General features: G+C 58.5%; 18 protein-coding genes. 7 read left to right on the top strand and 11 right to left on the bottom strand.

Annotated features, from left to right (window positions below; translation table 11 throughout):
- Window positions 1-32: 32 nt before the first annotated feature.
- The 6 genes from KDK82_RS31360 to KDK82_RS31335 form a co-directional block, all read right to left on the bottom strand.
- Entirely contained in the window at window positions 33-938 is a 906-nt protein-coding gene (locus KDK82_RS31360; protein ID WP_088167180.1) for a protein-disulfide reductase DsbD domain-containing protein, read from the bottom strand.
- 35 nt (window positions 939-973) lie between these two features.
- Window positions 974-1,870, bottom strand: coding sequence for a hypothetical protein (locus tag KDK82_RS31355; protein WP_088167179.1), 897 nt, complete (start codon window positions 1,868-1,870; stop codon window positions 974-976).
- The gene (locus tag KDK82_RS31350) at window positions 1,863-3,080 is read right to left on the bottom strand and encodes a type II toxin-antitoxin system HipA family toxin (RefSeq protein ID WP_341765318.1); all 1,218 of its coding nucleotides are present in this window, start codon (window positions 3,078-3,080) and stop codon (window positions 1,863-1,865) included. Before KDK82_RS31350 ends, KDK82_RS31355 begins: the two co-directional genes overlap by 8 nt.
- A gap of 130 nt (window positions 3,081-3,210) precedes the next feature.
- Entirely contained in the window at window positions 3,211-3,450 is a 240-nt protein-coding gene (locus tag KDK82_RS31345; RefSeq protein ID WP_046983992.1) for a hypothetical protein, read from the bottom strand.
- A 203-nt stretch (window positions 3,451-3,653) separates the two neighbouring features.
- Window positions 3,654-4,043 (bottom strand): hypothetical protein, encoded by a 390-nt coding sequence (locus KDK82_RS31340; RefSeq protein ID WP_088167177.1) that lies wholly within the window; start codon window positions 4,041-4,043, stop codon window positions 3,654-3,656.
- A 2-nt stretch (window positions 4,044-4,045) separates the two neighbouring features.
- Window positions 4,046-4,363, bottom strand: coding sequence for a helix-turn-helix transcriptional regulator (locus KDK82_RS31335; protein WP_046983990.1), 318 nt, complete (start codon window positions 4,361-4,363; stop codon window positions 4,046-4,048).
- 225 nt (window positions 4,364-4,588) lie between these two features.
- On the opposite strand from KDK82_RS31335, the gene KDK82_RS31330 reads away from it, so the two are divergent.
- The 4 genes from KDK82_RS31330 (at window position 4,589) to KDK82_RS31315 (ending at window position 7,580) form a co-directional block, all read left to right on the top strand.
- On the top strand, window positions 4,589-4,852 hold the full coding sequence (locus tag KDK82_RS31330) for a hypothetical protein (protein WP_143343600.1): 264 nt from the start codon (window positions 4,589-4,591) through the stop codon (window positions 4,850-4,852).
- Window positions 4,853-5,144: 292 nt separating this feature from the next.
- Window positions 5,145-5,426 carry a hypothetical protein gene (locus tag KDK82_RS31325; protein WP_256974596.1) on the top strand — a complete coding sequence of 94 codons (282 nt, stop codon included), beginning with the start codon at window positions 5,145-5,147 and terminating at the stop codon, window positions 5,424-5,426.
- Between the two features lie 383 nt (window positions 5,427-5,809).
- Window positions 5,810-6,913, top strand: a complete 1,104-nt coding sequence (locus KDK82_RS31320; RefSeq protein ID WP_088167175.1) for a hypothetical protein — start codon at window positions 5,810-5,812, stop codon at window positions 6,911-6,913.
- Window positions 6,914-6,920: 7 nt separating this feature from the next.
- A complete protein-coding gene (locus KDK82_RS31315) occupies window positions 6,921-7,580 on the top strand; it encodes a YkgJ family cysteine cluster protein (RefSeq protein ID WP_179218028.1) in 660 nt (219 codons plus the stop codon).
- A 646-nt stretch (window positions 7,581-8,226) separates the two neighbouring features.
- Here the strand turns inward: KDK82_RS31315 and KDK82_RS31310 are convergent.
- Both KDK82_RS31310 and mobI read right to left on the bottom strand, forming a co-directional pair.
- On the bottom strand, window positions 8,227-8,712 hold the full coding sequence (locus KDK82_RS31310) for a hypothetical protein (RefSeq protein ID WP_143343599.1): 486 nt from the start codon (window positions 8,710-8,712) through the stop codon (window positions 8,227-8,229).
- Window positions 8,713-10,990: 2,278 nt separating this feature from the next.
- On the bottom strand, window positions 10,991-11,455 hold the full coding sequence (gene mobI, locus KDK82_RS31305; protein ID WP_046983985.1) for a conjugative transfer protein MobI(A/C): 465 nt from the start codon (window positions 11,453-11,455) through the stop codon (window positions 10,991-10,993).
- 490 nt (window positions 11,456-11,945) lie between these two features.
- Between mobI and KDK82_RS31300 the strand changes: the two genes are divergently transcribed.
- Both KDK82_RS31300 and KDK82_RS32555 read left to right on the top strand, forming a co-directional pair.
- Entirely contained in the window at window positions 11,946-12,929 is a 984-nt protein-coding gene (locus KDK82_RS31300; protein WP_046983984.1) for a ParM/StbA family protein, read from the top strand.
- Window positions 12,926-13,516 (top strand): hypothetical protein, encoded by a 591-nt coding sequence (locus KDK82_RS32555; RefSeq protein ID WP_143343598.1) that lies wholly within the window; start codon window positions 12,926-12,928, stop codon window positions 13,514-13,516. The genes KDK82_RS31300 and KDK82_RS32555 overlap by 4 nt, the downstream gene beginning before the upstream one ends.
- A gap of 43 nt (window positions 13,517-13,559) precedes the next feature.
- Here the strand turns inward: KDK82_RS32555 and KDK82_RS32550 are convergent, their stop codons facing one another.
- Together KDK82_RS32550 and KDK82_RS31290 are read right to left on the bottom strand one after the other, a co-directional pair.
- Entirely contained in the window at window positions 13,560-13,784 is a 225-nt protein-coding gene (locus KDK82_RS32550; protein WP_143343597.1) for a hypothetical protein, read from the bottom strand.
- Between the two features lie 437 nt (window positions 13,785-14,221).
- Window positions 14,222-15,424: a hypothetical protein gene (locus KDK82_RS31290; protein ID WP_088167171.1), complete on the bottom strand. Its 1,203-nt coding sequence runs from the start codon at window positions 15,422-15,424 to the stop codon at window positions 14,222-14,224.
- Window positions 15,425-16,226: 802 nt separating this feature from the next.
- On the opposite strand from KDK82_RS31290, the gene KDK82_RS31285 reads away from it, so the two are divergent.
- A complete protein-coding gene (locus KDK82_RS31285) occupies window positions 16,227-16,592 on the top strand; it encodes an H-NS family nucleoid-associated regulatory protein (RefSeq protein ID WP_088167170.1) in 366 nt (121 codons plus the stop codon).
- A 251-nt stretch (window positions 16,593-16,843) separates the two neighbouring features.
- Here the strand turns inward: KDK82_RS31285 and KDK82_RS32545 are convergent, their stop codons facing one another.
- Window positions 16,844-17,665: a hypothetical protein gene (locus tag KDK82_RS32545; protein WP_143343596.1), complete on the bottom strand. Its 822-nt coding sequence runs from the start codon at window positions 17,663-17,665 to the stop codon at window positions 16,844-16,846.
- Window positions 17,666-18,462 lie beyond the last annotated feature (797 nt).

Genomic DNA, 18,462 nt, shown 5'->3' with positions numbered 1-18,462 from the left:
CTTTGTCCAGCAACTCCGCCCCGTGTGGTCGCTCAGGGCCGGAAAGTGCCCTGCGCTGCAGAGCTGGCCCATCCGCCCTGCATTCCCAGATCCGCTCGCCATCCTTTGCCGCCATGGGCGAGTACGAAAGGCATGCGGCTGGGGCTGGCGCTGCGCTGCGCGGCCAACGGGAGGCGGGCAGTCCATACCTTGCCTTGCCATCGCTGGGAGCTGAGTGCGGCTGTCTCGACCACGCCAGGGACTTCGGAGAAGACCTCTAGATCCTTTCCGCGAAGCTCCGATGGAAGTCCTGCGACCTCGACCTCCAGGTGGGCGCCGTTCACCCGCGCCATAGTGCCTGCGCCGTTGGGAAGTGGCTGGGGCATGGCCTTCGCCGCTGCCGCGAAGGCCGCTGCATGAGCGACCGTAGGAGAGCGCACGGGCAGCTGCAGGACGAAATCGCCCTCCTCGGGGATGCACTCCTTCCGGCACATCAGCCAGGTGGCATGCAGCTTGACGTCCACCTCGGCGGCCTGGCCAGGGCTGAATGCGGAGGAGATGGACACAGGAACGGGAAGGAGCACAAAGCCGTCATATCCGTAGTTGACCAGCTTTCCAAGCGGGAACTTGCTGGGCAGAGGCCATGCGATGGCCCCCGCGTCCATGCCCTGGGGCAATCTCCACGCCAGCTCGGTGGGGAGCCCCGCGTCTCCAGGGTTGGTCCAGTAGGTGTGCCACTCTGGCTGGTGTGTAAAGGTGAGCCCGAGCCACAGGGGCTTGCCAGCTGCGACCCCTTCAGGTGCATGCGCCACCAGTTCCGCGCGTACGTGTGGAGTGACGACCTGGCTGCTTGGCCTGGATGCATCATGCTTTTGCAGATTGAACTGGGCTGCGGCCTGCATTGGGAGTAGAGCGATGGCAGGCAGGAGCGCGACCGCCTTGGCAATGGTTTGACGCATGGTCTATTTGTGTGATTTGTGGGTTGCGAGATGGGTCATGGCGACGGGGTTTGATACTCGCCAAGGACCGCATCAGCAAGTCGAGTACCACCGTAGTTACGATCCCCCGCAATAAGGCGCAGCCTCAATGCGTGTCCGGGGCGTGTTTGCCAGCCATGGGCAGCCCATCTCAGGAATCGCAGGGGGCGGTCTCCCCGCTGCATCAGTGCTGTCAGCGCGCGCCATGAGGGTTTCGGATCCCACTTCAAGCCCAGTTTGAGAACAAGCTGCTCCGTAATTTTGCGAAACGGCAGGACCTCAATAGGGTGCGTATCGCTTTGGATGGCGACTGCCCATGGAAAGAACGGCACCGGAGAGGCGATGAAACCTGGTATTTCCGGGAAACGGTGTTCGACCACCAGCGCCAGCCGATCCACTCCTGCCAGGCGCTGAAGCTGTGTACGGTTCTTGCCTTCCCCCGCTAGGTACAGCGGTAGCCCAGTCCAGACATCAACGGACGATTCGGTACCGTCCCATTGGTTGGCGGCGAGGGCCCTGAGCTCCAAGTCTTCGCGGGGAAGGGATGGCGTTTCCTTGTAGAGGTCTTTGCGCACCCAGCCCAAAACGGCCCATGGCGGGATCTCCATCAACTGGACGCTCGACTGAAGGTCGCGGCGACAGAACGCGCGACCGAGAAGCATTGCCACGAAGCGGTCGGGAAAGGTGGGCCCGTCTTCCTTTGAACCCTCGGCAAAGTCCTGCAGGTCTAAACCGTGCGGCCGAAGTGCGTCATCAATCCATGCTTCATTCCCGCCTTCGCCATGCCATCGAAAAGCATGGTCCAGCGCATCCTTGAGCAGGCATATCTCTTCCAGGATCGGCCTCCAGCTTGGGTCGATATGCGCCTTCACCGGCGTGGCCGGGGCCGAGGTCTGGGTAGAGGTCTCAGTCATTGGCTGCCGCGTTGGCTCTGGCCGCGCGTTTGTCGAGGGAGGCGATCATGGGAGTATTTCGAAAGTGCTGGAGCAGCCTCACCTTCTGCTCTGGGAGAAGGGCAGAGGCCTCGATCATGGCTGGCCAGGCCTCATGCGCACGGCGCACCGTGTCCTTGACGATCGAATGCAGCTTGGGCTCGGAGAGCACAGGCACAGCGTTGCAGAGCTGGCGGATAACTGCGGGCGACACGCGAGCATGCTTCAGACCTCCGGGGGAGAAGGCAAGCGCATGGCCGCGCCCCGTGAGGTACGCCGCGTAGGCCACCACGTCGTATGCCGGCGACAGTGTTGGCGTGCGGCCATCCAAGTACAGGAGACCGAAGTTCTTCAGGTGGCCGTCAAAGTTGCCCAACAAATCGTTGACGACGATCCGGCGCAGCAGCTCGTGCGCGGCCTCCAGCCCCAGCTGCTCGGTGTTCGCCAGCAGTGAGAACATGGTCGCGTAGGAAGCATAGGGGTGGGTGTATTTCTGGTCTGGTGGCACGCCGAGGATCTGCGCGAAATCCTCGCAATGGACGTGCTTGCGGCCCGCGCGATCGAAGCGACGGACGGACAGAAATTGCTTGCCCTCACCCAGAGTAAAAGGCTGGTCAGCGTCGATGTGCTCAAGGGGCTGCAGCGAGACCTCGCACACCTGCACGCCCGCCGCTGCAGCCAGGCGCATGGACAGCTCTTCCACCTGGGGCAGTAGCGGGTACTCAACGGTGGGTAGCTTCGCAATGATGTGCACGCCCCTGGCGTCTTTTGTCCTGGCCACGTAGCGTCCACCGGACTGGATCAGGGATAGCTTGGGCTGAACGCCGGATAGCGACGTGGCTTCGGGTACCGGCACGGGCACTACGGACATCTCAAGAGCGTCGTTGTCCTGGGTGACAACACTCGCCACGCTGGCGCGGTCCAGAGGCGCGGGCTCCACATATACCGCGCCAGGCAGATCTGTGCCGCACAGGCTGAGCAGGCCGAAGTGGTCACCCTTGCCAAGATTTCCGATCTCCTCCAGGTGCCGGCGCAGGGGGCCTTCTGGCAGGAGGTTCTGGAACCAGTTGGGGAGCATTTCCCCGTCCCCGTTGAAGAAGGGCTGTACCGCATGCTCGGCGAGGAAGGCAGCGCGAACGGCGCGGTCTGCCACCCAAGCATTGGCTGAAAGGAGGGGGGCTGTGTCGTCCATCCAGTACTTGAGGTCCGGCACAAGGCGCGTGATCGCCGAAGGGCCAGTTCCGTACTGGTATAGGAGGCCGACCCGTCGCTTGGAGGTGCCGATATATACGTCTAGGGCTCGGTACTGCATGGTCGCCCCGTCAGGTCACGCTATCGGTAGCACTGAGGGTCGCGCGGTGCGCTTGCTCCTGCGCGCTCTCGAAAATCCTCTTGCCAGTCGCGTGGTGCTCCACCCATGCGCGCCAGCCATTGCGGGCCACTACTTCGGCACCGGCAAGAGCCTCCGCGCGCTTCATTGGGTTGTCGGCATTCGCTGTCACTCGCGTGAACATCGCAGGGTTGCCCGCGACGTACATCAGGTTCCAGACCTTGGTGTTCATTCGACCATTCCTTTTAGTTTTCCGTGCACGTTCCCTCGTGCATACGAGCCACCGACTGCCGTCCAGGCCTGCGCCTCCGCACGGTAAGCCCCAACGTGGCCATCCCATCGCCGCTCTAAGGGAGACCCAGGCCGAGTAGCGCTCACGCGACGAATCGACCCTGCATGCGACTGGGCTGCGTGCCCACAGGTGGCAACGAGGACCTAGTGGTCCGTGTAGATGACCTGGCCGACCACTTTGCCGTTCGCCACGATGTCCGAAGCCGCGTACAAGAAAGGTGCCTCGACGTCGGTGTTGCAGCGGCTTTGCTGGCCGACCGTCACAGGGTAGAGCTGGCCGTCTTCGTCGCAGTAGAAGAACTCGGGTACGTCCTCATCGCAGTCCTGCAGATCGTATGCACGGCTCACGTGGCCTTCGGTCGTGGGCCACAGCTTTTTGCTGCCGTTCTCCAACACCCGCAGCACAAAGAACCGCGACTCCCACCAGTCGTTCACCTCGGCCTCTCGCTTGCGAACGGCGCTGCAGGCCTCCCTGAATGCTGCTTCGAGGCCGCGATTGTCACGGACCCATTCGATGTGTGCGCTGCTGCTCATGGTCAATTTCCTCTTGCTTTGGGATTGGTGCCCGGGGCGTTCCCGGGTATGAGTCGTTCCACATCCGACACCACGGTGCGCCCTGCGTGCTGGCGCTGGACGAGCGACTGCGCAGCTTCTCTGGGTACCAGCATGAGCTCGAAACCCAGCTCCTGCGCCAGCGCCATGGCGTTTGTAAGCCTCGGTGCGGTGGCGCCTTCGAGCACGTGACGCACGGACTGAGCGGACAGCCCCGTCCGGGTCGCCAGTTCGTTGACGGTCAGTCGGCGAGCCTTCTTCGCCTCCCTCATCGTCTCAGCGAATTCCTGAAGTGATCGCATGATATGAAACTAGCATCCTTGTTGAAAACAATAGTTTTATATCACACTCGCTTCAGAAGATCGATAGATATAAAACTATTGTTCTGCAAGAAAACAATAGTTAACTATGCGTTTTTCCTTGACACCAAAGCGTGGCTGTAGACAATTCGTTGCATGGTTGCAGCTTGGTCGGTCGGACGAACTGCATGGTCGTCAACTAGGTTTACGCATATGGAGAAGGAAAGCATGTCCCAGCTTTCGAACAGTGATTACGCCGCCCTCGTACAAGAACTTATGTGCGAGCGCGATCAACTCGCCTCCCGCTTGGAAGAGCAGCGCGATGCCCTGGAGGCCACGACGGCTTACGTTGAACTCTTCACAAAAGACGGCGTCCGCAAGCAACCCCCTGCCTGGGCTGTCAACCTGGCTGGTGATTTCGATGCACAGGTGATGGCGGACCGTGCACGGAGTGTCCTGGCCATGCCGAGCCCTGGGTCCTCGATCGCGTGATAGGCCTGCTTGTTCTTCCGGCTGGCGCTGGCATCCGGGCACCCCAACGTGCGTCTTGCAGCAATGAGCGGACGACTGAATGCCGGGACACTGCGCCCAGCGCCAGGCTGGCCGGAGCTGCATGACAAGTATCGGGCTGTTCTGCGCAAGCTCAAACAGAGCGAAATGTAAGAGCCAGAGAGGCGCTGGCGCTGCCTTCACGCGGCTCGTACGAGCATCCGTGAGCCGCGCGCGCAACAGGCGCTTCTTTTAACCCAAACCTGATGAGTTGCGCGGCCAGAATCAGCAAGCAATGCCGATTAACCTGCGCGACGACGAAGCCAAGGAGAGAGAACTAATGGGACGTTTTACGAAATCTGCAGTCATAGAAGACCTCAGAGCCAGGGCTTCCCGCGTGGAGGAGGAGCAGGGCTTTGACCGGCGAACCGGTACTGCCCAACTCCTGCCGCCTGGCGCTGACGAAAGCACCGAGGCACTGATCGATCGGGCAGTCGCTTATGGTGAGTGGCGGGCGCTTGAGCGCATGGCCGAGGGTATCGAAGAAGGCCAGCTGGGCAAGCCAGCCAACCGGTAGGAGGCAAGGTGCGCGCATACCTACTCATCTTTATCTCAAGCCTCGGATGCGTCCTGGTCGGCTTCCTAGCGGCGACCGAAGCCTCTCCGAGCTCGTTTTTCACTGGGGAAGCGGCTTGGCCAGCACTTGCTGCTCTGTTCGTTTGCTGTTTGGCGCTTGCCTGCATAGCTTTGGAGGGACGCAGGCAGGACGAACGGGCAGGCCAATGCACCCATCGAGAAGTCAAGGAAGACTGGCGCTAGCAGACGCAGCGCTGCTGGAGAGCTTCCAGCCGCTCATCGTGGGACCGGGTGCGGGCGAGCTGGCGCAGATGTGCGCACGCTAGCCAAGCACGCGGCGGTGAGAATGCATCTACTTGTTTTGCCAACGTGACTGGACTTCGAATGCATGAGTACACGATAGAGATCCCTGGCTTGGTTGAATCTGTAGCCGCCGTCGCCCAGCCACCACTTTCGCCTCGCGCCAAGGAGAAGCACGAAGCGCTGATGGTGGCCATACGCGGAGTGCCAGGCCTCGCTGCCGTGGCGTGGGCAACGAGCCGCGAAGGCGGATGGCTCACTCGTCGCGGCGTTGCCAGCGCGGACGGGCTCGTCCTATCGACTGATCATGCTGCCTGGCTGACCAGCGAGTATCTGGCCGACGGTGCCCGCGCTCTGCAGAGCTATGAGCGGCTCCGCGAGCTGCAGCTGCGGCTGACCAAGACCGAGTTGACGGAGATCTACCTGGTGCTCGATCGAGGCGGAGCCCAGGATAGCTTCGTGCAGATCGAGATCGAGATGCAGCAGGAGACACTGGACTGCGAATTGCTCCGGCGCTGGTCCGCCCCGCGCACACTGCAAGAGTTGGTCGATGAGGCCTGCGGCGATGAGCTACCCGCTGACGAACGTCTACCCCTCGGGCCTCCGCGCTATGTCGTCAAGCGCGTGATCGACGTGGCCAAGTTTCTCAGCCTTGCCGACGAGCTTGAGGAGCGCAAGCGCGAGCGCGCGCGAACCACCCTCTTCGATGTCCGCGACAGTTACACCAAAGAGGCGCTGGGGGTGAAGTCACTGGCGGACTTGGATCCTGGCCACGACAAGTTTCCCTGTAAGGCACGGCGTCTTTTCTCGGACTGGGAGGCCAGCAGCGCGGGCCGCGCCGGCGCCCGCCTTTGCCAGCACTGGGTGCTCAAGACCAGCGATTGGCAGGACCCGAGTCCCCGTGGTCTGCGTGAGTTGTCGATCGTCCCGGTGTGGACGTATGGAAAGCATCTCGCCGAAGTCAGCTCCCGAAAAGGCACTGCCCAGCAGCTGCTCGACAAGCTCCAAGTGATCGACCGCCGAACGGGCGTGCCGTTCGCCTGGTTCTTCTACCTCCTGCACGGCAACCGGGTGCACGATGGCTCTGGCCATCGCATCATCAACGCGGCCGAGGCCGGGGAGATTGACTTGCCTGAGTGCGACTACCAGACGCTGCGCCGCTGGCGCGCGCGCGAGTACGGCTTCTAGGCCCGCGATGAAGAACTGGAGCTCTGCCGATCGAGCTGCCCATCTCGCCCGCGTGCGCGAGCGGGAGACCGATGTCCTCGGCCCTTCGGGGCGCGAGACGCTGGACGCTCGGGCCAAGGCGGTCTTGCAGCCAGCAAATGGCGATCGCCTGCGCCTTGTGAACGAAGCGCTCACCGCCCCCTCGCGCGCGAAGGCCATCGTGTGGCTGCACCGTGCCGCTGACCGGCTCGGCATGGCCGTGGCGGCTGAGGTCGCTTGCCGCCCTGGCTGTGCCGCTTGCTGCCACCAGGACGTGCTGGTGTCCGACGCAGAGGCAGCGCTTATTGGGCGCGCGATCGGCCGTAAGCCAGTGGTCGAGCCTGCTGGCGCTGTGGTCGTCGCACGCGACCTGCAGGACGCACCTGTAGTGCCGATCCGGCATTCCGGTGAGCCGTGCACGTTCCTGCAGGACGACCGATGCAGCATTTTCCGGAACCGTCCGCTGATGTGCCGACTGCACGCAAACTTCGACCGCGACGCGCTGCTGTGCCAGATAGTGCCGGGTGAATCGATCTCTGCGCCATACGTTGATGCGTCGATCGAGAAGGCCGTGTACCACGGCAAGGTGACGGCCGGTGGCCTAGTGGCCGATCTACGAGACTGGTTTCCCCGAGCCGCAGAGTGCTGACGCATGCGTGTTCCAGAATGCCTATTGAGCGATAGGCAAGGGAATAGGGCAGGGTGGTGGCATTAACGCGCATCGCGCTGGTGCCGCCCAGGCGCGTCCTAATGCTGGCGCTGGAAGCCGCCGCGCCGACGCCAAGCCTTCGCCGTAGTGCAGACGAGAGCACTGCTGGTGGAAGCAATAGCGCTTGCGAAGGTCAAGCAGGCTCAATGCAACCGTCGACGATGAAAACGCTGTGCGCGCCGCTGAACCGAGGCGGATGGGTGCCGTCGCGTGGCGCGGCATCTGCGTGGGCGGCTTGCATGCTTTAGGCGGTTGGCTGGCGGTCATCAGGGGCAGCGCTGGCTGCGGCAGTGCTCGGCGCGGGATTCACGATTTGCCCGATCGCCTGGGCATCAGTCCTCGCGGGTAGGGAGCCAAGCACGCCAGGCCGGAAGTCGTCGCCCTGCCGGCAGTCAGCCATACCTCCAATCGCACAGTAAAGGCGAAGCCAGCGGAGGCTGGCGCTGGTGAACGTCAACAGGGAAGCCTGTGTACCGACACAGGTCCTGCCAAGATACCCAAGGACGCCGTGCCTTCCTGCAGGAGGCGCGCGTCCGGAGATGGCTGTGTCGATGCTGCAAGCCGGTCGTGCTGCGCTGAAGACACCTTATGGCAACTCGTCCACGGGTGGGAGGATCCTGAGCACTTCCGGCCAACGACTGACTGCCGGGGCGGAGAAGCCCCGTGCCCGGAGCCACTGCAGGGCCATGACAACGTCTTTCACAGCGTATGCCGTCAGCGAGAGGTCTGGCACGGCCACAGAGGGGGGGAGGGCCTCATCCCAGCCATCGAATACAGGCCACGGCGCAATCTTCTGCGAGCCGTCGCGATGCTGCACCCGAACCCAGCACTGACCATCGGCTCCCCGAACCACTCCTACCGAGGTGTTCTGCTGGTGCTGCCAGGGCCAGGGATGCTGTGGCAGGGACTGCAGGGGCCTTGTGTATGTTGGAGCGAGCTGCGCCCGCCGAACAGCATGGTGCTGGGTCGCGCGCTCGCGCAGGGCGCGCAGCTTGGCCTCGGCGAGCGCCATAGCGCTGTCGTGGCGTTCCTTGAAGAGCGCCATCAACGCGGCTGTGTTCTCCATGAGCATTTGGCGCTCCGCCTCGTCGAGTGTTCCACCGCCTCCACCACCAGCAGAGTACGACGGCAATCCCAGTGCGTTGGTGCTTCCATATCGCTTCGCGAAGCAGGTGGAGCCCAGAACAATGAGGGCGCCTTGCTCCTCAACCACGTGGATGGCCGCATAAACGCCGTGGCCGCAGCCCGGGTTTTGACACATTACCCGGCGATCTGGTGCTACTGCCACGATCGCAAGCAGACGCGCTCGGCGCGAAGTAGGGCTGGATTCCGGATTAAGGCTCATACGCTAGGGTAAAAATTTTTCAAGCCATCCACAGGTGACACCGATTCATGGCTGCTCGCCTGGTCGATGGAAAATGCTTCGTCTCTGATTGCGCTTCAATTTTCGGTTGGTTGCAAAAGCAAATTTATGCACCTTGTTTCGCATGGTTCGATAAGGATAAGGCAGGGCGTTTTCCGCCTAGCAACAACCGACCGTGGCGAGCTGGAGCTTACCGCAACCACAAACTGGTCTTGTCCCCTTGCGGTGGGTTGCGCAAGGGTTGAGGACGCGGGTCAAGATCGCCCGCGACGCGTGGTAGGCATGCGGGTATGCGTCCATCCGCTCGAACCTGCACCTGGTGGTTCTGCGCTTAACAATGTACTCGTACACGCACTATCTGAAATCCATCGGGCGCGGGCGCAGTATGTGGTGGATCGTGTGCAGAGCACCGGGCTTGTTTCATATGAGATGTGCGTGAGGCTGGCAGAAGCAGGCTGAACATTTCCATCTGGCTGGCACTGGCGTACCTCAAGGTGCATGTCTATGAGATGGGAAATGGCTTGAAGGTCCAATTGACGGCCAGCTCTGAGAATGTAGCGCCCTGGAGGCGGCTCACCAGGTTTGTCGAAATCACACGAGGCACGAAACCTCGCGATCGCGCGTACTAAGGTTACGGGGTAACCAGTAGATGCGTTAAGCGCTGGAAAACTTCGCTAAGGACTACAGGGCGTTTGGTCAAATATCCTCGACGCAGGAAAACAAAACAACCCTCCAGAGCCGCAACCCTACGCCATTAATATTACATGACCTCCCACCACGGGGTTTAAAACCGCCATTGGACTAAATTCATGGCTTGAGTGCTTCGCACTACAGACACGAGGCTGTTTTGGGCTATTGGGGCAGGGGGATGATTTTGAAGGAACTACCGCTCACGAGCCGCCAGGTTCTCAGGTGCAACGGTTGACGCCAGGGGGCGGAAGAGTAACAACATCGAAAATAGGCGCTCGGGAGCAAAGATCGCGTCGTAAGAATTCAGGGAGTGATCCTGTCCAACTGCTGGGAGTAGAGGTGAGGCATGCGTTGTGAAAACGATTGGAGCAGTTGCGCATACGAAACTGAGATCCTGTCCTCGCGGCTTCGCGGGGAAATTGCCGGAGACGTCAAGCCGAACCACTCGGCATAGTGTGGGATTACGATGAAAGTCGAGTGTGACGGCCCGCAAGGCGGAAAACGCCGCTCAGTACACTAGAGCCAAGGTGTCACAGAAGGCAATCGGTAACAAAACCGCAGAAGCGCGAAAGAGATTAAGACGTACACCTGTAGATGCTCGTTGACATGACCAAACCCAGTTGAAGAATGCAGAAATTCGACACGATGCCTTGAACGAAGGTGAGCCGTGAAACCGAAAGCTAGAGACCCCCTGCCTTCGGCCATGGTTAGGTGGCTCTACTGCCCGCTGGAATCCTAAGACCTTCACAGAGCCATGAGGAACTCCTAGAAGAGCATTGTGACGCTCAACCGCCGCCATGATTTGACTTTCTGCGAGCCGCCGCTGCGAAATCTTGATAAATAGCTGCAGCCGAGACAGTACGCAAAGAGTACCTGTGCGCGAACTACAGGTCAGCACACCAAAATCTCCATACTGAGCCATGACGCTTCGCTAGTACCTGATCTCCATGGGTTAGATAGGTTTCGACGATTTCGAAATAGTGAAAACGCGGTTCGATTGCATTGACAGTTTCAACGTCGCTGCTTTAAAGAAGTGTGCCTCGGCACTTCTTGTGCGAGGTGGCTTTTGCCGCCCTCACAAAGTGGCCTCTGTGACATTGCCCGTGCCAGGCCGATAGAGGCTCGTTTTACGCATGCGCGGACCTGGGTATGGAAAATGAAATGCCACGAACTTTACCGCACTGGAACTTTGACTTCGCGGTATCCAGGGCCATGAGTAACGCCCAACGGCACGACGCAGAGATCCCCAATTCGGAAATCAAAAACTGATGGCAGTCGCTTTGGCCAGCGTCAAGTCTCAGCGCTCATCGCGTAGCTTTAGCAGCTTCTCATCGGCAACACGCTTTACAGCCTTTGCAGCACGTATGGACATGATGGCCCTGACTAGGTGATGGGCTTGTCGTCGGATGGACTGCATTTGCAATTCGGTCTCTCGCACGACTTCCCACTCCCAGTCTTTGGCGTGCTTTTTTAGCTCAGCATCGGTGTACGTCATGTTCTTGCTGTCGCGTGCAATTGCAATTCTTGTCCTGGTGCGGTTGGCTTTCGAGCCATACCACTTGATGCCCTTCCACACGATCTGAAGGTTGTTGCCGCGCTTGACGCACGAGAGTTCAAGTGCGCTTCGTGACTCATACCCGGTGGCCCTACGTTCATGAGCTGTCACCGCATCCCAGTAGTGATCAGCGATCCGCATGGCTTCGTCGTACAGGTCGGAGACGATCTCCTCAAGCGACTCAATACCCTTGTCATGGCCTTCCATTCATACCCTCACATGAGCCTAGTTACCGTGGGCTGATCTACCCCCCAGATGCACCCAGGGGTTAGCGTTGACCAGCTACCAGGAGCTGTCGAGGGCTACAAACGTTTGCGCTCCTCTGGCAACACCCATCCACCCGTTACCGGGTGCATCTACTAGGGCAGATGCACCCGGTAACGGGTACATGGATGATAGCATCTGCAATCTGACCGCCAAAAACCTCAATCTTGCGGACCACATGCAGCCTATCAGGGTGCATGTGGGGTGGTTTCTACCATCACAAGGTTGTTCCTTGTGAGCCAGGGAACGAGGTGCTGAGGCGGAGAGTTGCCTCGGGGGGGCTGGAGACACAGCGGCACTACTGAGGGGCGACAAGAGTGATACCCCAAACGGCGACTAGGCGGCTACAGGGCGCAAACTGGTGCACCACAAAGCTATAAATCGTCAAAAAATTGCATTAGAATTGCAATTCCTAATTGTGCAAAGGATTGCAATGAACGTCATCGGTCTTGACATCGGCTACTCGAATCTGAAATTGGCTTTTGGCGACAGCGCCGAAGGCATGAAGACTGCAATTCGACCTGCAGGAGCGGCGCCTGCCGATCGTTTCGGAAGCCGCTTCGACGGGAAAGCGCAGGACGACTTCCTTCATGTTCTGGTGGGTGAAGAGCCATTTGTTGCGGGCGTATCGTCTGACCAGGCTGCAATGTGGGAACGTTCGCTACATGCAGAGTATGCGAATAGCCCATCTTATAAGGCATTGTTCCATGCAGGCCTCCTGATGTCAGGCATGACGGACGTGGATGTGTTGGTCACCGGTTTGCCTGTCCATCAGTACAAAGATGAAAGCCTTCGCGCAGCCCTAGAGAAGAAATTTGTTGGCAAGCACCGCATTACTCCTAAGCGAACGGTGGAGATTGCCAAGGTGAAGGTGGTTGCGCAGCCTATTGGTGGGCTGTTCGACATGATCGACCAGGATGACGAAGCGAAGCCGCAGATTGATGATGACGCGAGAATTTTGGTGATCGACCCGGGATTCTTCAGCAACGACTGGGTATTGATTGCTGATGGCCAGCTTCAGATGCGTTCGAGCGGGACAAGCCTCCACGCGTCGTCGGTTGTGCTGGAGCAGGCAGGCATTTTATTGGCCGAGGAACATGGGGTGAAGCCCACGGTCGAGAGCTTTGAAAAGGCCTTCCGTGAAGGAAAAAATTCTATTTTGGTGGCTGGACAGCGCGTCGATATTTCCCCGTACATCGAGCAAGCAAGCAAGTCCCTGGCGTCGATAACCACAACTTCTATACTCACGTCCCTTCGCGCTGAGAAGATGTCTCCGGACGTGATTGTGCTGGTCGGCGGGGGAACCGAGTTCTTCCGAGAGGGGATTCAGGAGGCATTTCCCAGACTGCAGGTTGTGTCCCCGAAGCAACCGGTGTTATCGATCGCTCGGGGCTACTGGCTTCTTGGGCAAGTATGAGCGTCAAGATTCTTGTCGCTCTGAATGAGGCATTCCAAGTCCTGCAAGCACATTTGGTGGGAATGCCTTCTTCAGTCCGATCGGAGCGATTGCGGGCCCTTGCCTCGATTGGGCTACAAATCCAGACTGGCAAATTACAGGCTGCGATTTGTGCTCCTGATCCATTTGTTGAGGGCGGTGCAATAAAAACTCCGTTCTTACAGTTTCCGGTCGTGCTCAATGAAGCATACCCGGATCTGTTTAACGTGTTGCGTGATACACCTGCACGCCTTCGGGCAGAACGGTTGAGGTCACTTGCACTGCTTGGCCTGCACGCAGTTACCTTATCTCCAGGGAATCCTCCAGTTCAGCCTGTTCGTCCAGCGAAACCACTGTTGGAGTTGCCCGAGGCAAAGCCGACGACACGCGCCGTGCCCGAGAATGCGTCGCCGACCGCTGCGAAGGTGCAGCTGGTGAAAACAGAGAAGACGCTGCAGCCCGAGAACGCCGAAGCTCCTGCCCTGATCGAGCACCCAGACGATACTGAGGACGCTCCAAGAAAAGTGAATTCAAGACTGGCGCGCCTTGCACGGACTCTGGGAACATAAAAAAAGCCACCTTGGGAAAGGTGGCTTTTGCAACTGCAAGAAATCAGTAAGTGGCCTCTTCGAATTTTGCCAGCAGCTCCTGCGAATGGATCAGTTCCGGAACTTGCTGAGCATGCCCGTTTACCCGCGAAACATGGAAAGAGTCGACCATGGGTTCGCCACCTTGCATATGAACAACGATTTCTCCATTTTCCTCCATTTCGGCAAGGCGATGCACAGGGATGTTGAGTTGATACGCTGCCTGGGATTTAGTGATGAGCGACTCCATGTGACTTCCTTTCTAAGAATACGGGTAGGTTAATACAAGATGCGAAGCCTGTAAAGAAGTCATTGGTTTTGGTTTGGTCGTGAGTGGTTCGACATAAATTTCGAGTAGTGAGTGTGGGAAATTCCAAATAGTCGCAGGAGAGGGGGTTTGCTAAAAGCACGCTCAATTTTCCACCCGGCTACACCTTTTGTTCTCCAAACCTTCGAGACAGGTGAATTTAGTCGCATAGTACTAATTGCAAGTGCTTTCGCTGGACGGTGTTCTGATGGAGAGTCGAGATCCCATCGCTAAAGTTTTCCTTGGCCATCAGCTGCAGCTGATGGTCAATCGACGAGGTCCAGGTGTCGTTGATACGGCTCGCCCCGCGCTACGGTCGGCAATTAGCCAAAGACGCAGGCAAGACTTGGACATGCCTGCTCCAGGGTGAAGGGCCTGGGCTATCGGCTGGACACTTCGTCGTCTGGGCGTAGGACAACGCGCGCGCACGCTCGTGAAGCCTCCTGGGCACATGCTTGGACGACCCCAGTCCTTAGTTGGCCATCGCGAGTAAGGATGCTCCATTCGCCGATGGTATTGCCGCTCACCGCGATCCGTAGCCCCCGCACGAAACCGTCGGCCGCGACCAAATCCGTCGCTGAAAGAAGGGCTGTCACGGTGAGGCGAACGGGCGGGGCTTGGCTGGTGTCTTCAAGGCTGGATCTCAGCCAAGAGCCGCGCTGCGCGGCAACCATTGCGACAGCGCCGTGCTCATCCGGGGTCAACAGATCTGCCATCAACTTCTCTGCCTGAGAAACGACGCCGTTGAGCACCTTAGCCTGAGCGTCGAGCAGCTCCGCCTGGTCTTCGGCCTCAGCGTCGCGAAGCTGCTTTGCGAGCTTGGCTGCAGCAGTGAAGGTGTTCTTGGCTGCCTTTCGCGCTCGATCTAACGCAGCCCATTGCTTCTGAACCTGAAGGTCTGCGCCAATGGGAATATAAGCATCTGGTTCGTACACCTTGTATCCGGAGGCAGACAGAGCCGATGCAACCTTTGCCCTCAATACTGAAGATGCCAGGTCGCTGTGTGACTTGCTGCTGAGCGCGTATTGAGTTCTTGCAGCCGATGCCACGGAAAAGAAGGCGGACACGACCGCAGGTATCGCTGCGGCTCCCGCACCGAGGGCTTTGGTACTAGGTGCGCCAGCTCTATTAATTGCATCCATGAGGTCCTGGAGATCCTTGTCGCTAGACTGCACGGCGGACAGCGCGAGATCGAGACGAGCCCCTACGGAGTCGGCTGCGGAGATGAGCTCCATGATCCTTTCACTGTTCAGCATAACTGCCTTCGTCTTCAAATCGCCCAGCGCTTTGTTGACCTCCCCGGCAATCCTCGCGGCGAGCGCCGATGATTGCTGAAACGCAATTGTTGCCGCTGTGGCATCAACCACAGGGGCATCAGGCTTCGCCAGCTTGTAGTCCTTAAGGTTGGGAACCATGCTGCTCGCCAATTCGGCGCGAGACTTTGCGACAGCGAGTCTCGCTTGCTCGACCTCCAGCCGATCCTTTTCAGCCTGCAGCTCACTGCTCAACTCAGCTTGGGCCCCTCCCGCCGCGCCAATGGCCAATGCCAGCGCCAGAAGCCGCCCTTGTCGTACTATTGCCATCTTGGCCTCCCAGAAATAATGTGGATCGGCACCACCAGGTGCTGGACGCCAATTTGGCACGGTCCGGATGCGACAGCAAGTGGAACCTATCGTGCGGAGAACCTGGGTACGCCTTTTCGCCAAAGTGTGACATGCGCTAAATGAGCGCCCTGCGAAGATCCTCGCATTGCTACGGACTCTCGTAAACCGGAGCAATGACACGCGGCACTACCTGGCGCGGAGGCGCGCCCGGCAACGCAACAGGCGTAGGGTGATGATCACCACGGCCGTTTGCCAGCGTCGCTTAGACATAGCGAGGAGCACGCCCAGCTGAAGGAAGGTGAGCGAAGGTAGCTGGTGTGTGTATTGTGCAATACAACAGGACCAGGCCGAGTTGGGACCTGCTTAAGCCTTGAGGCTCAAGCTACCAATCCAGCTTGAATTCTCGGTTGCAGCGAAGCTCGCACTTCGTCACGCCAGGTCGGCAGAGCGCAGCCAAGCGGGAGACACCATACTTTTCGCACGGAGCGGCAGTCCTCCGACCCTATGCCGAGGATCGCGTGCGCTACCGTAACAACTACTCTCAGCAGCACGAACACGTGTCTAGGTGTCCTGCGTCTGACTAAGCAGTCCCACTTTGGGCCCTGTGTCCTGAAGACTAAGGTGAGCCTGCAACTGCTTCGTGATGTCGCTAGAGCGAGCTTCATGCATCTGATTTTTGTAGCACTTGCGGCGATCACCAGCCGCGCGTTGCCTCCGAGCAGCGTGAAGCCACATAATCCAATGTGGAGCCTCGACGAGGCTCATGAAGCACTAGGATCCTATGAATTTGAAAGAGTTGCTTGCAGCAAAAGCTGCCCTCGACGCCGAGATTGCTTCGGCACGAAAGACTGAATCCGCGGACGCGCTCCGTCGTGTTCACGCGCTGGTCAGTGAGTTTGGGTTCACGTCTCAGCAGGTTTTCCCGCTCGTAGGCATCAAGTCCAAAGAGAAGAAGAAGGCCGACCCGAAGTTCCGGAACCCTGAGACGGGTGCGACGTGGTCTGGCCGTGGCAAGCCTCCACAGTGGTTGGAAGGCAAGAATCGAGAAGACTTCGTGCTTGAAAAGCCAGACGCAGCATCGCAGCAGAGCGGGCCATTCCTCGCGGAGATGGCTGCCGCAGCGGGCCGTAATTGGCCTAATCGCTGAGCTCAAACGAGGTTGCTTTTAAAATCGTCCCAGGTTTCCTAGATTCCGGGTCTCCGTGGCTTGCGTATCTGGATATGCTTGGAAAATTCTAAAGGGATGGCTCGCACAGATATTTAGAGATTAGCCCCGATCTTTCTATCCGTGGATGCCTGGTTTCTTCTGATACCTGGGATATCCATTATTATGGAATGATGAATTCGGATTCTCATTATTAGGAGAGCTTAAGGTACAGCGGGATAGTCCCGGCATGGTCAGCCGAGCCAAGCTGAGAGGCCGAGATTATCTAGATGTAATCCGTAGTCGTTCGCGGCTCGAAGTTCTCCAATGAGGCTATCGTCTAGCGGCATGATTAAGTTCAATTTCTCATCTAGCTTCATACGCGAAGCCAGTAGAACCGCTAAGTCGTGGCGCGCCGCCTCTTGGATTTTGCTGAGTACATAATGATGAAAGCGGAAAGCAGCTTCCAAAGCTACTGCGGAGGATTTTGAGTTCCATGCAAACGGAGGCAGCGGAATCCCTAGCAGAGGCCAAAGTGGCAAGTCGATTGAAATAGGTACGGCCCAGTTTTCGCCGGCATCCTTTAGGCTATCTAGAACTGCTGCATTTGGAGTGTTCTTTGGATGAACGTATGCATCACGAATCTTCAGCAATTCGCGGCATCGCTGTGATGTTCTTTCTCCTTTACTAAAACCCGTCAAGCTCTCATCTTTGAAGAAGCGGGCAATCTTATCCAGAGGTCTTAGCCTATCCGCATCCTTGAACTCCTCGGCCGGCAACTTGAGGTTGAATATGAGGCAGTTCGCCAAGCACTCAACGCTGAGCGCTGACGCAATAACTGCTGCTCGTGAAAATCTGTTCCGAGCGAAGTGTCCATCCGCCTCAACTGCCTGCCGGTGTTGAAAGAGCGCGTCTGCAAGGAAGTCGAAGAATGGGCTGTACTGGTGCTGTGCGGGCAGCGGTGGCCACGAGTTCTCGCCACTTATGTCCCTTTTGTACATCGAATGTCCTTTCGTTACTGCGAAACGCGTGTTGAACACGCAGCGCATCGCGCTGATAAGCCGTTGATTTCTCACGTCCTCGCAAGCCTTGCGCCATCAATCTTTAGAGAGATGCGCCACTGTACTTTAGTTTTTTTGCCAGCAAGGCTGAGGAGCGAGCTATCCGCCGAGGCGCAAGCGCACAAGGCCGATGTGCTGCGGCGTCGCGGCTTGCCAAGGGCCCTCGTGTGACAGCTACCGATCGCGACGCGCCCTCCAGCTGAAAACACGAAAGTCGTCGTTCACTGAGCTAGACGGGCCGCAAGCCTCGATATTCCGCAGCCCATGTGCGTGACAAACAGGCTTATCCACTTACTCAGGCCTGCGCCGCACTGGGGATAGTGTCTGTTAAAAAGTCCGCTTGGGCATCTGATTGAGCTATCTTGTGGCGCATAAAGCAGGAAAAGAGGTTGAAAGGTGGTATAACGCGGTTACAAGTTGTTCCACCATACCGATGCAAAGAGCTGCGCAGGCTGGTGGTTTCAGAAATCAGGTTTTATAAAGGAATAATTGCTGATGCGAAGTTCGTCCTTCTCTATCGGAGTGGCTGTTTTTGGCGCTCTCATGCTGGCCAGTTGCGCATCTCCCGGGTCATCTGCCTCTGCTAACGGTTCGGCGCAAGACATAGGGACGAAAATTAGTAAGAATCTACAGTCGATTCACGACCAATACTGTTCTGGGACCCCAGACGCGAAGATGAAGCTCGCGGCTGTGAAAGCAAAAGGAGCTCCGCTTAGGATCATTGATGAACAGTCCGGAAAGGCAAGCCGTAGCTGGTTCATCGTGGAGCCGTCCTCGACACAAAGCGGTAGCCTCTCTTCAGAAAGGTGGGG

The organism is Delftia sp. K82, assembly GCF_002193035.1.
GTDB lineage: Bacteria > Pseudomonadota > Gammaproteobacteria > Burkholderiales > Burkholderiaceae_C > Comamonas > Comamonas acidovorans.
Note: the sequence above shows the minus strand (reverse complement) of the source record. Positions and strands in the feature narration are given on the sequence as shown.